14 protein-coding genes are annotated in these 13814 nt (G+C 67.7%); 12 read left to right on the plus strand and 2 right to left on the minus strand.

Features of this window, described 5'->3' with window-relative positions; all coding sequences use genetic code 11:
- The first annotated feature begins 3 nt into the window (after positions 1-3).
- From ASC66_RS15165 to ASC66_RS15200, 8 genes are all read left to right on the plus strand, one after another.
- A complete protein-coding gene (locus ASC66_RS15165) occupies positions 4-1431 on the plus strand; it encodes a CCA tRNA nucleotidyltransferase (RefSeq protein WP_055841336.1) in 1428 nt (475 codons plus the stop codon).
- Positions 1432-1514: 83 nt separating this feature from the next.
- Positions 1515-2837: an ABC transporter substrate-binding protein gene (locus ASC66_RS15170; protein WP_055841339.1), complete on the plus strand. Its 1323-nt coding sequence runs from the start codon at positions 1515-1517 to the stop codon at positions 2835-2837.
- A 160-nt stretch (positions 2838-2997) separates the two neighbouring features.
- On the plus strand, positions 2998-3375 hold the full coding sequence (gene rpsF / locus ASC66_RS15175; RefSeq protein ID WP_055841342.1) for a 30S ribosomal protein S6: 378 nt from the start codon (positions 2998-3000) through the stop codon (positions 3373-3375).
- 5 nt (positions 3376-3380) lie between these two features.
- The gene (locus ASC66_RS15180; protein WP_055841345.1) at positions 3381-3893 is read left to right on the plus strand and encodes a single-stranded DNA-binding protein; all 513 of its coding nucleotides are present in this window, start codon (positions 3381-3383) and stop codon (positions 3891-3893) included.
- A 73-nt stretch (positions 3894-3966) separates the two neighbouring features.
- A complete protein-coding gene (rpsR, locus tag ASC66_RS15185; RefSeq protein WP_035835236.1) occupies positions 3967-4230 on the plus strand; it encodes a 30S ribosomal protein S18 in 264 nt (87 codons plus the stop codon).
- Positions 4231-4241: 11 nt separating this feature from the next.
- Positions 4242-4691, plus strand: a complete 450-nt coding sequence (gene rplI, locus ASC66_RS15190; RefSeq protein WP_055841351.1) for a 50S ribosomal protein L9 — start codon at positions 4242-4244, stop codon at positions 4689-4691.
- 488 nt (positions 4692-5179) lie between these two features.
- Complete coding sequence (dnaB, locus tag ASC66_RS15195; protein ID WP_055841354.1) at positions 5180-6559, plus strand: replicative DNA helicase; 1380 nt, start codon at positions 5180-5182, stop codon at positions 6557-6559.
- Positions 6560-6733: 174 nt separating this feature from the next.
- On the plus strand, positions 6734-7303 hold the full coding sequence (locus ASC66_RS15200) for a dihydrofolate reductase family protein (protein ID WP_055841357.1): 570 nt from the start codon (positions 6734-6736) through the stop codon (positions 7301-7303).
- Positions 7304-7312: 9 nt separating this feature from the next.
- Here ASC66_RS15200 and hrpB read toward each other — a convergent pair whose 3' ends face one another.
- Positions 7313-9880, minus strand: a complete 2568-nt coding sequence (gene hrpB / locus ASC66_RS15205; RefSeq protein WP_055841360.1) for an ATP-dependent helicase HrpB — start codon at positions 9878-9880, stop codon at positions 7313-7315.
- A gap of 110 nt (positions 9881-9990) precedes the next feature.
- Here hrpB and ASC66_RS15210 point away from each other — a divergent pair, with 110 nt between their 5' ends.
- Together ASC66_RS15210 and ASC66_RS15215 are read left to right on the plus strand one after the other, a co-directional pair.
- The gene (locus ASC66_RS15210) at positions 9991-10389 is read left to right on the plus strand and encodes a RidA family protein (protein WP_200944835.1); all 399 of its coding nucleotides are present in this window, start codon (positions 9991-9993) and stop codon (positions 10387-10389) included.
- 194 nt (positions 10390-10583) lie between these two features.
- Entirely contained in the window at positions 10584-11516 is a 933-nt protein-coding gene (locus tag ASC66_RS15215; protein WP_055841773.1) for a serine/threonine dehydratase, read from the plus strand.
- Here the strand turns inward: ASC66_RS15215 and ASC66_RS15220 are convergent.
- Positions 11513-11899 carry a winged helix-turn-helix transcriptional regulator gene (locus ASC66_RS15220; protein ID WP_055841366.1) on the minus strand — a complete coding sequence of 129 codons (387 nt, stop codon included), beginning with the start codon at positions 11897-11899 and terminating at the stop codon, positions 11513-11515. The two genes, ASC66_RS15215 and ASC66_RS15220, sit on opposite strands and share 4 nt — an antisense overlap.
- A 180-nt stretch (positions 11900-12079) precedes the next feature.
- Here ASC66_RS15220 and ASC66_RS15225 point away from each other — a divergent pair, with 180 nt between their 5' ends.
- Together ASC66_RS15225 and ASC66_RS15230 are read left to right on the plus strand one after the other, a co-directional pair.
- Positions 12080-13114: an LLM class flavin-dependent oxidoreductase gene (locus tag ASC66_RS15225; protein ID WP_055841370.1), complete on the plus strand. Its 1035-nt coding sequence runs from the start codon at positions 12080-12082 to the stop codon at positions 13112-13114.
- A complete protein-coding gene (locus ASC66_RS15230) occupies positions 13111-13758 on the plus strand; it encodes an NADPH-dependent F420 reductase (RefSeq protein WP_055841373.1) in 648 nt (215 codons plus the stop codon). The genes ASC66_RS15225 and ASC66_RS15230 overlap by 4 nt, the downstream gene beginning before the upstream one ends.
- The last annotated feature ends 56 nt before the right edge of the window (positions 13759-13814 follow it).

Below are 13814 nucleotides of genomic sequence, written 5' to 3' on the forward strand. Positions count from 1 at the left end.
ACCATGCAAAGTGTCGCGGCGGCCCTTGCCCGGCTGGGCGATCTTGCGGCGACGCCCGCTGTCTCCCGTCTGGCCGGCGCATTCGAGGCGGCAGGCCACGAACTCGCACTCGTCGGCGGCCCGGTGCGCGATGCCTTCCTCGACCGCGGCACGAATGACCTCGACTTCACGACGAATGCCTCTCCGGAGCAGATCCTTGCGATCGTCACGCCGATCAGCGAGGCGCAGTGGGACATCGGACGCCAGTTCGGCACGATCGCAGCGAAGATTGCCGGCGAGACCGTCGAGATCACGACCTACCGCACCGACAGCTACGTCGACGGAACGCGCAAGCCGGAGGTCGTGTTCGGCACCTCGCTCGATGAGGATCTCGTGCGCCGCGATTTCACGGTCAACTCGATCGCGCTGCGGCTGCCGCAGATGGCGCTCGTTGATCCCTCCGGTGGAATCGAAGACATTCTTGACGGTCGTCTGCGCACACCGGCCGCGCCGGAGCAGTCCTTCGGCGACGATCCGCTCCGCATGATGCGGGCGGCCCGCTTCGCCTCCCAGCTCGGCTTCGAGCTCGACGCCGCGGCGTTCACCGCCATGACGGCAGGCGCAGAGAGCATCCGACGCATCTCCATTGAGCGCGTCAACGATGAGCTCTCCAAGCTGTTGAAGACGGATGCCCCGCGCGCCGGTCTCGAGCTGCTCGTCGACTCGGGCATCGCCGCGATCGTGTTGCCGGAACTCCCGGCCCTCCGCTTGGAGATCGACGAGCACCACCACCACAAGGACGTCTACGAACACAGCCTGACGGTGCTCGAACAGGCCATCGGCTACGAGAAGGCGCGCGGAAAGCTGCAGAGCCCCGACCTGATTCTGCGCCTGGCTTCGCTGCTCCACGACATCGGTAAGCCGGCGACACGGCGCCTCGAACCCGGCGGCGTCGTGAGTTTCCACCACCACGACTACGTCGGCTCCAAGCTGGCGAAGAAGCGACTGCGCGAGCTGCGCTTCGACAACGACACGATCGCCGCCGTCGGCCTCCTCATCGAACTGCACCTGCGATTCTTCGGCTACACCGAGGGTGCGTGGACCGACTCGGCGGTCCGCCGCTACGTCCGCGACGCCGGCGACCAGCTAGAGCGCCTGCACATCCTGACCCGCGCCGATGTGACGACGCGCAACCGGCGCAAGGCCGACAGGCTCGGATTCGCCTACGACGACATCGAGACGCGCATCGCGCAGCTGGCCGAAGAAGAAGAGATGAACGCGGTTCGGCCGGATCTGGACGGGGAGCAGATCATGAGCCTGCTCGGCATCCGCCCGGGGCGTGAGGTCGGCGAGGCGTACCGCTTCCTGCTTGAGCTGCGACTGGACGAGGGGCCGCTCGGGGAAGAGCTCGCGACCGAACGGCTGCTCGCCTGGTGGGCCGCCCGAGACTGATCTGATGGCTGTCGGGCGCCCGGCAACCGAGCACTGGTAGCGTTCGACGCGGAGGTGTCGTGAATCTGCGCAGAAAATCCCTGATGACCGGGGCCCTGGGCGCCCTGGTCGCCGTTCTGGCGCTGGGCAGCGGGGTACTGCTCGCCGGGGCGATTGCCGGCTCCGGCAACACGATCGTGACCGTGCGCCTCTGGGACGACAAGGTGGCAGACGCCTACAAGGCCTCCTTCGCGGCATTTCACGAGTCCAACCCCGACATCACGATCGATGTCACCGTGATTCCGTGGTCGCAGTATTGGACCCAGCTCGACGATGACGTCGCGGCCGGCCGCGCCGATGACATCTTCTGGGTGAACAACTCCTATCTGACCGACCTCGCCGACGACGGCACACTGATGGACATCGACGACACCCTCGGCTCCAGGGCGAAGAACGATTGGGACAGGGCCGTCGTCCGCGAGTTCACCCGTGACGGCGTCCTCTGGGGCGTTCCGCAGCTTTCGGATGCCGGCATCGCCCTCTATTACAACAAGTCCATGTTGGCCAAGGCCGGGATCGACGCGGCGACGCTGGAGACCGTGGCCTGGAGCACCGACCCGGCCGCGGACACCCTGCTGCCGATTCTCACGGCCCTCACCCGCGACAGCAGCGGCCGCGCTCCGAGCGATCCCGCGTTCGATGCCTCCGCCGTGACGCAGTTCGGCTACAACGCCGGCAACGATCTCCAGGGAATCATCCTGCCGTCGGTCGGATCCAACGGTGCGACCTTCGACGCCGACGGTGCCTACACCTTCGGCGAGGAGGGAGCGGCGCAGGCCATCGGCTACCAGGTCGACCTGATCAACACCCACCGGGTGGCGCCTCCGGCATCCGAGAGCAACGCCGACGGCGACTACGCCCGCGATCGCTTCGTCGACGGAGGGATGGCGTTGTTCCAGTCCGGCCTCTACAACCTGCCGTACGTCTTCGAGGGAGCCGAGTTCGAGTGGGGCGTCGCATCGATGCCGGCGGGCCCGAGCGGTCGAGTGTCGGTGACGAACGGCATCGTCGCAGCCGGAAACGCCCAGACAGCCCACCCCGAGGCGACGGCCAAGGTACTGGACTGGCTCGGCTCCACCGAGGGAAACAGCTTCGTCGGTGCGAGCGGTGCCGCGGTGCCGGGCGTCGTCGCCGCCCAGCAGGCGTACTTCGACCACTGGGGTGGCAAAGACGTCGACGTCGCGAAGTTCTTCGAGGTGTTGGCTGATGACGCCCCGACCATCACCCCGCCGGAAACCGCGAACTTCGCCGCGGTCCAGGCGGCGTACCAACCGCTGTTGAACGAGGTGTTCGCCGGCACGCTGCCGGTGGCGGAAGGCCTGCGCCAGGCTCAGGATGCCGCGAACGCGGCCATCGCCGCGAAGTAGTGGCAGCTGCCGTCAGCCGAGTGGCGCTCCGACGCGGCATCCGTTACCCTTGGAAGGTTGCTCACGTGCCGGGATCTCTGGCCTCCGTGTTCAACACATGCACAACCCTCCTGTTGCAGAACGTCTGCAGCCGTTTTAGTCCGAAGGAGGTGGGTTAGTCATGCACCAGTACGAACTGATGGTTATCCTCGATCCCGAGATCGATGAGCGCACAGTTGCTCCCAGCCTTGACAAGTTCCTCAACGTTGTTCGCAACGATGGTGGAACGATCGACAAGGTCGACATCTGGGGCCGTCGTCGTCTCGCCTACGAGATCAACAAGAAGACCGAAGGCATCTACGCCGTCGTCGACTTCACCGCAGAGCCCGCTACCACCACGGAGCTTGACCGCCAGCTGAAGCTCAGCGAAGCCGTCATGCGCACCAAGGTGCTGCGCGCAGAAGAGGGAATCGCTCAGGTTGCCGCTGCACAGAAGCTCGCCGAGGAGAAGGCCGCCCGCAAGGCTGCCGCTCCGGCCAAGGCTGCGAAGGACGCTTAGTCCCGATGGCCGGCGAGACCGTAATTACCGTGGTGGGCAACCTCACCTCAGACCCCGAGCTGCGTTACACGCAGAACGGACTGGCGGTTGCCAACTTCACCATCGCCTCCACTCCGCGCACGTTTGACCGCGCGAAGAACGAGTGGATCGATGGCGAGGCATTGTTCCTGCGCGCAAGCGTGTGGCGTGAATTCGCTGAGCACGTAGCAGGTTCGCTGACCAAGGGTTCCCGCGTTATCGCTTCCGGGCGTCTCAAGCAGCGTTCGTACGAGACGAAAGAGGGCGAGAAGCGCACCAGCTATGAGCTGGATGTCGATGAGATCGGCCCTTCGCTTCGCTACGCAACCGCGTCTGTCACGCGTGCCCAGTCTTCCGGCGCCCCCCGCGGTGCCGCCCCTCAGGGTGGCAACTTCGGCGGAGCAGTGGAAGAGCCGTGGGCTCCGAGCGCCCCTGCTGCCTCTGGCGGCCAGGACGTGTGGAACACCCCGGGCAGCTACAGCGACGAGACCCCCTTCTAGGCCCTTGGGCCGGCTTCCGGATGCCGCACTGCGCGGCCTCCGGGTGTAAATACTTCAAGACAAAGGAAATACCATGGCTGGAAAGAGCAGCGGCGACCGCCGCAAGCCACTCCGCGGAGCCAAGGGTGGCAAGAACGCCGCTCCCGCGAAGTCCATCCGCGTTGGTGTCATCGATTACAAGGATGTCCCGACGCTTCGCAAGTTCATCTCTGAGCGCGGGAAGATCCGTGCCCGCCGCATCACAGGCGTTTCCGTGCAGGAGCAGCGTCTGATCGCCCGTGCCGTCAAGAATGCCCGCGAAATGGCCCTGCTGCCATACGCCGGCAGCGGACGCTGAGGAGCAACGACATGAAACTGATTCTGACGCACGAGGTCACTGGCCTCGGCACCCCCGGTGATGTCATCGAGGTCAAGAACGGCTACGCCCGTAACTACCTGGTTCCGCAGGGCTTTGCCGTGCAGTGGAGCCGCGGTGGCGAGAAGCAGGTCGAGCAGATCAAGGCCGCTCGCGCGGCTCGTGAGCTCGCCACGCTCGAAGAGGCACAGGCCCTCAAGGCCGCCCTCGAGGGCGCCAAGGTCAAGCTGGTCGTCAAGGCCGGCGCTGAAGGCCGTCTCTTCGGTTCGGTGAAGACCACCGACATCGCTGACGCTGTTGCTGCTGCCGGACTCGGCACCATCGACAAGCGCAAGATCGAGATCCCCAACGCCATCAAGGTTGTTGGAACTCACGAGGCCACGGTTCGTCTGCGCGACGAGCTCTCGGCTGCAATCACCCTCCAGGTGGTAGCCGCCAAGTAGGCGTAAAACTCATCGGTACGGCGGCGGGCTTCGGCTCGCCGCCGTATCTGTTTAAGCGGCATCCGTTCTGCGCAATACCCCCATTCTGTGCACAGGCGACCACGATTGTGAGCCGAAATCGGTGCTGTGGAAAACTACTTTTTTCACACAGCTGTGCAAAGATTTAAGCCCTGTTCAAGAGGGATTTTTGTTCAAAAGAAAGTGTGTTGTCCACAGCTGTTCCCACAGGCTTTGCACAACACTGGCGGCGTTTCGCGCAGATTGTGCACAGAGTTATCCACAGGCCGGGTTGAGTTGCCATGACGCTGTCCGTATCGTGGCTGCAGCGGCTCTCGTGAGCCTGTCGCAGCGGCCAGCCTGAACGGCTTCCGTGCGGCAAGCAGCAGTGTCAGAGGTACCCGCTATCACTGGATATGGGTTCAGCTGTTCCCGACCCACCACTTTTTGACCGGCGCAGGCCGGTAGTCCAGTCGCCGAGGAGGCACCGCGTGTCGATCGCTCACCTGGGGCTCGCAGATTCTGCCGAGACCCCACGCTCCGAGTCCTATCGCACCGAGCGCACCCCTCCGCACGACCTGCTCGCCGAGCAGAGCGCGTTGGGCGGCATGCTCCTCTCGAAGGATGCCGTCGCCGACGTCGTCGAGACGCTCCGGGGCCCCGACTTCTACATCCCCAAGCACGAGCTCATCTTCGACGCGATCCTCGCGCTCTACTCGCACGGTGAGCCGACCGACGTCATCGCGGTCACCGACGAGCTCACCAAGCAGGGCGAGCTCGCCCGCGCCGGTGGCGCAGACTACCTCCACACGCTGACCAGCCTCGTGCCCACCGCGGCCAACGCCGGCTACTACGGCTCGATCGTCGCCGAACGCGCACTGCTCCGCCGCCTTGTCGAGGCCGGCACGCGCATCGTGCAGATGGGCTACGCCGGCGAGGGCGAGGTGCTCGACCTCGTCAACAACGCCCAGGCAGAGATCTACTCCGTGACGGGCAGCACCGAGACCGAGGACTACGTTCCGCTCACCGACGCCGTCACCGCGGCGATGGACGAGATCGAGGCGGCATCACACACCGACGGTTCGATGACCGGCGTTCCCACCGGCTTCGCCGACCTCGACGACCTCACCAACGGTTTCCACCCCGGGCAGATGATCATCGTCGCCGCGCGACCGGCGCTCGGAAAGTCGACGCTCGCTCTCGACTTCGCCCGCTCCGCAGCCATCGGCCACAACATGCCGGCGATCTTCTTCTCCCTCGAGATGGGGCGATCAGAGATCGCCATGCGTCTGCTCTCCGCCGAGGCATCCGTTCCCCTGCAGAACATGCGCAAGGGAACCGTCGACGCCCGCGACTGGACCACGATCGCCCAGGTGCGTGGCCGCATCAACGATGCCCCGCTCTACATCGACGACTCCCCCAACATGACGCTCGTCGAGATCCGCGCGAAGTGCCGCCGCCTCAAGCAGCGTGTCGGCCTCAAGATGGTCGTCATCGACTACCTGCAGCTGATGACATCCGGCAAGCGCGTCGAGAGCCGCCAGCAGGAGGTCTCGGAGTTCTCGCGTGCGCTCAAGCTCATGGCCAAGGAGCTGCAGGTTCCGGTCATCGCCCTCTCGCAGCTGAACCGTGGTTCCGAGCAGCGTGCCGACAAGATGCCGGCGATCAGCGACCTGCGTGAGTCTGGCTCGATCGAGCAGGATGCCGACATGGTCATCTTGTTGCACCGTGAGAGCGCCTACGAAAAGGACAGCCCTCGCGCCGGCGAGGCCGACCTCATCGTCGCCAAGCACCGTAACGGCCCGACGCGTACCGTGACTGTGGCCTTCCACGGCCACTTCTCGCGTTTCGCGGACCTCGCCCCCAGCTAAACCGGTGTTGGAGGGACGGTCGGTGACGTCCGTTTCGATGTGGAGTCGTCCATGTCATGGCTTTCGGGACAGTTCGCCGAGCGTTAGGGTGGTCGGCATAAAGCGACTGACCTGATTCTTTGGCACGTCGAGATCCCAGGCGCGGAGAGATCCAGTCTTCCAGGGAGAGCAACGATGAGACCACTTCGATACTCCATCAATGTCACGCTCGACGGTTGCTGCCATCACGAGGCTGGGCTCCCGCCGGACGAGGAGTCCATGCGCTACTGGACCGCTGAGATGGCACGAGCCGATGCCCTGTTGTTCGGCCGGGTGACCTACGAGATGATGGAGTCGGCGTGGCGGAAGCCGACCACGGGTGCATGGCCTGACTGGATGGATGAGTGGGAGATCCCGTTCGCCGAGACGATCGACCGGGCGAAGAAGCACGTCGTGTCCAGCACGTTGAGTGGGGTCGACTGGAATGCCGAGCTGGTGCGAGGTGACCTGGGGCACGCGGTTCGGCAGCTCAAACAAGAGCCGGGTGATGGTCTCTGGGTGGGCGGAGTAACGCTCCCCCTGGCGCTGGCAGATGTGGGATTGATCGACGAGTACGAGTTCATCGTGCAGCCCGTCCTTGCCGGCCACGGGCCGACGTTGCTCGCCGGTTTGCGCGAGCGAATCCAGCTTGAACTCGTGGATCGCCAGGAGTTCCGCTCAGGTGCGGTCCGCATGCGGTACAGGCCCATTCCAGCAACGGCCTGACGCGACTCGCTAACCCAGGGCAGCTCGGCGCGTGGTGTGCCGGGTGGGCACCGCGGACCAGGGGTCCTCCGGCCACGGATGCTTCGGGTAGCGGCCGCGCATTTGTGCACGCACCTGCGCATAGGGACCGGCCCAGAACGATGCGAGGTCGTCGGTCACGGCAAGCGGGTGCCCGGCGGGGGACAGCAGGTGGAACAACACCGGCACCCGCCCTCCGACGAGACGCGGGGTCTTTGCCCACCCGAAGCATTCCTGCAGCTTCACGGCCACAACCGGGCGGGCGATGGAAGCATCGATCGGCGGGTAGTCGAGGCGGACACGGGAGCCACTTGGGACTTCGAGGCGTTCCGGAACCAGGGAGTCGAGCTCGACCGCGTCGGGCCACGGCAGGATCCGGCGGAGTGCCGAGGCAAGATCGAGGCGCGCGGCCGGCGTGCCGGCGGCGAGGTCCGAGAGTTCCGGGCCGAGCCAGGAATCGAGGCTGCGGAGGAGCGCGGCATCCGACACATCGGGCCAGGGGGATCCGAGTTCGCGATGCAGCAGGGCGAGTCGACGCCGGAGGCCATCCGCCGCGTCCGACCAGGTGAAGATCCCGAGCCCGCGCTCCTCGAGGGCACGACGGACGGCATCCCGACCGCCGACGTCGGCCTGGGCGCGCACCGGGACGGATGAGCGGACGATCGCGCCGACCCTCCGGGTACGGCGCGCGACGACGCGGCCATCCACGAACTGCGCCTCGACCCGCTCGGTGATCAGATGGGCGGCCGCCTGCTCAGCCTCGCTCTCAGAGAGAACGGCGGCGGAGCGGATGGTCGCCCCGGTTCCCGCGGCCGCCCGGCCCTGAGCGCGGGTGACGTCCGCCACCGCCAGCCACTCGGCACTCGCCAGCGGGCCCGTGATCCCGGCGCGGGTGCCAGAGGCGAGGAGGAACGTCGCACCGTGCGCCGAGTGATCGACGCGGCGGGCGATCCACTCGGGGAACGCAAGCGCAATGACGAACCCGGTCCGATCGGCAGCTGCTCGCGTCGCTCTGTGCGGCGCTCCCGGCGCGGCGAAGCGCTCGAGTCGGCGAACCTCCTGCTCCCATCGGCGGGAATCCGGGCTTCGCCCGGTGCGCAGCGCGGACAGCGCGCCCGCGGCGTCGCCGCCCGCAACGCGCAGATCACTGCTGAGCAGTGCGATGACCTCGGCGGCCGTGCGTCCGCCGACGACGGCGCTGCCGAGGAGAAGTGCGCGCGCGAGGCGAGGATCGGTCGGGATTCGAGCGAGCGCTCGTCCGTCCGTGGTGGCACGGCCATCGGCATCAATCGCTCCGAGTCCGCGCAGCACGGCGATGGCATCACGCAGACTGCCAGCGGGTAGCGGATCCACGAGCCGGAGCCCGGCCCCGCCTGGCGCACCCCAGCAGGCCAGGAGCAGCGCTGCGTCGGTGAGATCCGCCGCCGCGATCTCGGGGGCCGGCTGTGTCGGCGCCGCCGCGAAGGTGCGCTCGTCGACGCAGCGGACCGCGACACCCGGTCCCTGCCGTGTGGCGCGACCTGAGCGTTGGATGGCCGAAGCCTTGGGCGTCGGGCCGGTGACGAGACCGCTCATGCCGCGCGTCGCGTCGCGTTGGGGAGCACGCGACAGGCAACTGTCGACGACGAGGCGCACGCCGGGAACGGTCAGAGAGGATTCGGCGAGTGAGGTCGTGACGATGATCCGTGCGGCAGAGCCGGGGCTCCGCCCGCCGATCACGGCATCCTGTTCCGCGGCGGAGATCTGGCCGTGCAGTTCGCGGACATCGAACTCCGCCGCGCGAGCACGGATGCGTCCGGCGATCTCGGAAACCTCCCTCGCGCCCGGCGCGAAGACGAGGGCATCGGCGGCCGGATCCGTGCGAACCAGAGTGCGGTGAGCGGCAACGGCGGTGCTGGCGACGTGGTCGAGGAACGCCCACGTCACCCCGCGCTCGTCCAACCGCGGAGTCGGACAGGGCGCCCAGTGCACCTCGAGCGGATGTGCCGGTGCGGTCTGGGTCACGATCGGCGCCGGAGACGAATCCGTGCCGAGCACCGTGGCGAACCGCTCCGCGTCGAGGGTCGCAGACATCGCGACGAGGAGGAGATCCTCGCGTAGCTCGCGAACCTCGCCCAGCAGCCCGATCAGCAGGTCCGTCTCCAACGCGCGCTCGTGCACCTCGTCGATGATGACCGCGCCGACGCCGTCGAGACCGGGGTCGTCCAGCAGACGGCGCAGCAGCACGCCGGCGGTGACGAACTCGATCCGGGTGGATGCGCTCACCTGGTGTTCGCCACGGACGGTGAACCCCACGCGAGAGCCGATGGGTGAACCGTCCAACTGTGCGAGCCGACGGGCGGCGGCGCGGGCAGCGACCCGGCGGGGCTGCGTGACGACCACGCGCCCCGCCACACGATCGGCGACGATCGGCGGAACCAGCGTTGTCTTTCCAGTGCCCGGTGGCGCGCTGACGACGACGGCGTTGCTCCGGTCGAGTGCTTCCCTCAGGTCACCGACCGCTGATGCGAACGGGAGCCCGCGCCCGAGCCTCGACGGGTCGAACGGCAGAGTGGTCACTCCCCCAGTCTCTCGCGTTCGGCCGGTGCGTGCTCACAGCAGGTCCCGTGCCTCGGTGCTCCGCGTTCTCAACCGATTGCCTCCGCGATCGGTCCGTGCAATCGTGAATCATGCCTATCGAACGGATCCGCCCCGACGGCCTTGTTCACAGTCCCGCCTTCAGCCACGTTGCCGTGGTGCCGCCCGGAGCGACCACGATCTACGTCGGCGGGCAGAATTCCGTCGACGCCGACGGCACACTCGTCGGCGGGGACGACGTGGCTGCGCAGTCCATTCGCGCCCTCGAGAACGTCAAGACGGCGTTGGCCGCGGTGGGCGCGGGCGTCGATGACGTGGTGCAGTGGACGGTGCTGTTCGTTGACGGCGTCGACATCGCGGCGGCGTACGGGGCGATTGCGTCCGAGCTCGCCACCGAGCAACCGGGGCTGGTGACCGGTGCCCGCGTGGCCGGCCTCGCCGTGCCGGGCGCACTCGTCGAGATCGCCGCGATTGCGGCGAAACTCTCCTGACGTCCGTAGCAGCCGGGCCCGGCCGCGCCGCATGAGTGCCTGAGTCGGCTGCCGCACGGCTCGACGCGCTCGCGCGATCGGGAGGACTTCGCGCGATCGGGAGGGCGATATTCTCGAAGCCATCCTCCCGAATGGCCCTTCTCGTCCCGAGTGGCCGAGATGGCGTGCCTCAGACCGATTGGAAACCGTTCATGCTGGTTACTCGACTGGATGTCCAGGCCGCCGAGCGGCGCACCCGTGGTTTCGTGCGGCGCACGCCGACGTTTCACGCCGCGGAGACGCTGTCGTTCAAGCTCGAGTTCCTGCAGTACACCGGAACCTTCAAGGCCCGCGGGGCATTCAATCGCCAGCTCGCGGCCCGGGAGCGCGGGGAGCTGGATGCCGCGATCGGCATCGTCGTGGCATCCGGGGGCAACGCCGGCATCGCGAACGCCTACGCGGCCAGGGAGCTGGGGGTGCCGGCGACCGTCTACCTGCCGGAGACGGCACCGGCCGTCAAGGTGGCGCTGCTGCACAGCCTCGGCGCCACGGTCGTGCAGACCGGCAGCGAGTACGTCGAGGCCTTCGAGGCCGCGACGGCCTTCGCCACCGAGCGCGGCGCCCTGTTCTGCCACGCCTACGACCAGCCCGAGATCGCGGCCGGCGCCGGCGTGCTCGCCGAGGAGATGCTCGCCGACGATCCCGCGATTGAAACGATTGTCGTCGCTGTTGGCGGCGGTGGGCTCCTCGCTGGCGTGCTCGCCGCGGTGGACGCTCGCGCCCACGTCGTGGCCGTCGAGCCGGAGCGTGCCCCGACGCTGCACGCCGCACTGGCGGCCGGCGCCCCGGTCGACGTTGAGGTCGGCGGCATCGCCGCGGATTCGCTCGGCGCCAGGCGGGTCGGGCAGATCGGATTCGCGATGGCTCACGCAGCGAGCAGTGGGCTCAGCAGCGTCCTCGTGAGCGACAGCGACATCGTGGCGGCCCGCACGGCGCTGTGGCGCGACTACCGGATCCCCAGTGAATACGGGGCAGCTGCTGCGGCGGCCGCCCTGGCATCCGGGGCCTATCGCCCGCGCTCGGGCGAACGCATCGCCGTGATCGTGTGCGGGGCGAACACCGACCCGGGAACGCTCGCCGGCGGCTAGGARGCCGCTGCCCCCTGCGCGCTCGAACCGCTCTCGGCCTCGGTGCGCCACTTCGTGCCCCAGCGCACGAGCGGATGCAGCACCACGATGAGTTCGCGGCCGGCCGGGCTCAGCCGGTACCGCACCTGCACCGGCGTCGTCGGCGTCACCTCGCGAAGCATCAGCCCCTCCTGCTCGAGCTCCTTGAGCCGCACGGAGAGCAGGCGGTCGGAGATGCCGTCGACGAGCGCGCGGTACTCCGAGAAGCGTTCGGCGCCGCGGGCACCGGCGAGCAGGATCGAGGCCGTCCACTTGCGCCCGGCGATCTCGGCCGCCATCTGAAAGCGGCGGCACTCGGCGTCATCGATGTGCTCGCCGTACAGCGACGTCAATTCGGTATCCACTTACTAATAGTAAGCACCTAACCATCGGCTCGTCAATGGCGCGCCCAGCGCCCACGATAGAAGAACGAGAGCACGACTCTCCCCCAGACTCGCTCGCACTCGAGCCCGCATCTGATCGCAGTGAATCTGACCTCGGAGATTCTGACCTCAGTGAATCTGACTTCTATGAAAGGAACACCGATGGAACTCGGCGTCTACAGCTTCGGCAGCCTTGCCCGCGACCCCCAGAGCGGCGAGCTCGTGAGCACCGCGCAGTCCACCCGCAATCTGCTCGAGGCGATTCGGGTGGCCGATGAGGTCGGCCTCGACTACTTCGGCATCGGTGAGCACCACACGCACGAGATGCCCGCCTCGGCGGCGGCAACGATTCTGGCGGCCGCGGCATCCGTCACCGAGAACATCACCCTGGCCAGCGCCGTCACCGTGCTCAGCACCGATGACCCGGTGCGCGTGTTCCAGCAGTTCGCGACCGTCGACGCCCTCTCCAACGGCCGCGCCGAGATCACGGCCGGTCGCGGCTCCTCGACCGAGTCGTTCCCGCTGTTCGGATACAGCCTCAACGACTACGACACGCTCTACGCCGAGAAGCTCGAGCTGCTGCTCGCGATCAACGCCAACGAACGCGTCACCTGGAGCGGCACGACCCGCCCTGCGCTCCACGACGCGGCGGTGGTTCCGCGCCCGGATGCCGGCAGCCTGCCGATCTGGCTGGGCACGGGCGGCAACCCCTCGTCCTCTGTGCGCGCCGGTCTGCTGGGCCTGCCGATCGCCTACGGCATCATCGGCGGCGTACCGGCCCGCTTCGCGCCGCTCACCGAGCTCTACCGCAACACGGCCAGGGCCAACGGCATGGCGGAGGCCGACATCAAGGTGTCGGTCGGCAGCCCCGGCTACATCGGCGAGACCGGTGCCGCCGCCCGCGATGACTTCTGGCCGCACTGGCACAACACCATGGGGGTCATCGGATCGCAGCGCGGTTTCGCGGCCCCGTCGCGCCTCTCCTACGACCGCGACACGGCGGCCGGCGGTGCGCTCTTCGTCGGCTCGCCGGAGGAGATCGCCGAGCGCATCGTCACCCTGCACGGCAGCCTCGGACACATGCGGCACTTCCTGCAGATGGACTTCGGTGACATGCCCCAGCAGCAGCTGTTGCGCTCGATCGAGCTGCTCGGCACCGCGGTCAAGCCCCTCGTCGACGCGGCGCTCCGCGCATGAGCACCGTCGGAGTCATCGGTGCAGGCAAGGTCGGAACGGCCATCGCCCGGCTCGCTCTCGCGGCCGGCGACGATGTGCTCATCGCCGGCTCTCCGAACGCGCAGTTCCTCGAGCAGATCCTCGCGATGACGGCCCCGGGCGCCCGAGTCGCCAGCCTCGACGAGCTTGCGGATGCCGCGGAGCTCACGGTGCTCGCGGTGCCGTTCGGCAAGATCGACTCCGTGGATTTGGAACGATTCACTGGCGCGGTCGTTGTCGACGCGGCCAACTACTGGGAGCCCGTCGACGGCACCCCGGCGATCCTGGCCGGGGCCGGCGCGCTCAGCACCAGCGAGGTCGTGCAGGCGCGGCATCCGGGCGTGCGCCTGGTCAAGTCGCTGAACCACCTCGGCTACCACGACATGGACACCGACGCGGCCCCAGCAGGATCGGCCGGGCGCCGGGCTCTCGCCGTGGCCGCCGATGACGAGGAGGCGAGCGACATCGTCGCGTCGTTCCTCGACCGCATCGGCTTCGACCCCGTACACGTCGGCGCCCTGGCCGACGGTGCGATCCTGCAGCCGGGCGAGGCGCTCTTCGGTCGCTTCGTGCAGCGCGCGGAGCTGCTCGCCGTCGCCGCAGGGCGGGGCGAACTCGCTGCGTAGTGCCACGCCCCGGCGGTGGACGTGGCGTACACTCCGGGTAACGAGCTGCAGCACCG

This window comes from Leifsonia sp. Root4, assembly GCF_001425085.1.
Classification (GTDB): domain Bacteria; phylum Actinomycetota; class Actinomycetes; order Actinomycetales; family Microbacteriaceae; genus Microterricola.

Coding starts and splice junctions, on each gene's coding strand:
- ASC66_RS15165 (WP_055841336.1), top strand. CDS start 4: ATGCAAAGTGTCGCGGCGGCCCTTGCCCGGCTGGGCGATCTTGCGGCG.
- ASC66_RS15170 (WP_055841339.1), top strand. CDS start 1,515: ATGACCGGGGCCCTGGGCGCCCTGGTCGCCGTTCTGGCGCTGGGCAGC.
- rpsF (WP_055841342.1), top strand. CDS start 2,998: ATGCACCAGTACGAACTGATGGTTATCCTCGATCCCGAGATCGATGAG.
- ASC66_RS15180 (WP_055841345.1), top strand. CDS start 3,381: ATGGCCGGCGAGACCGTAATTACCGTGGTGGGCAACCTCACCTCAGAC.
- rpsR (WP_035835236.1), top strand. CDS start 3,967: ATGGCTGGAAAGAGCAGCGGCGACCGCCGCAAGCCACTCCGCGGAGCC.
- rplI (WP_055841351.1), top strand. CDS start 4,242: ATGAAACTGATTCTGACGCACGAGGTCACTGGCCTCGGCACCCCCGGT.
- ASC66_RS15200 (WP_055841357.1), top strand. CDS start 6,734: ATGAGACCACTTCGATACTCCATCAATGTCACGCTCGACGGTTGCTGC.
- ASC66_RS15210 (WP_200944835.1), top strand. CDS start 9,991: ATGCCTATCGAACGGATCCGCCCCGACGGCCTTGTTCACAGTCCCGCC.
- ASC66_RS15225 (WP_055841370.1), top strand. CDS start 12,080: ATGGAACTCGGCGTCTACAGCTTCGGCAGCCTTGCCCGCGACCCCCAG.
- ASC66_RS15230 (WP_055841373.1), top strand. CDS start 13,111: ATGAGCACCGTCGGAGTCATCGGTGCAGGCAAGGTCGGAACGGCCATC.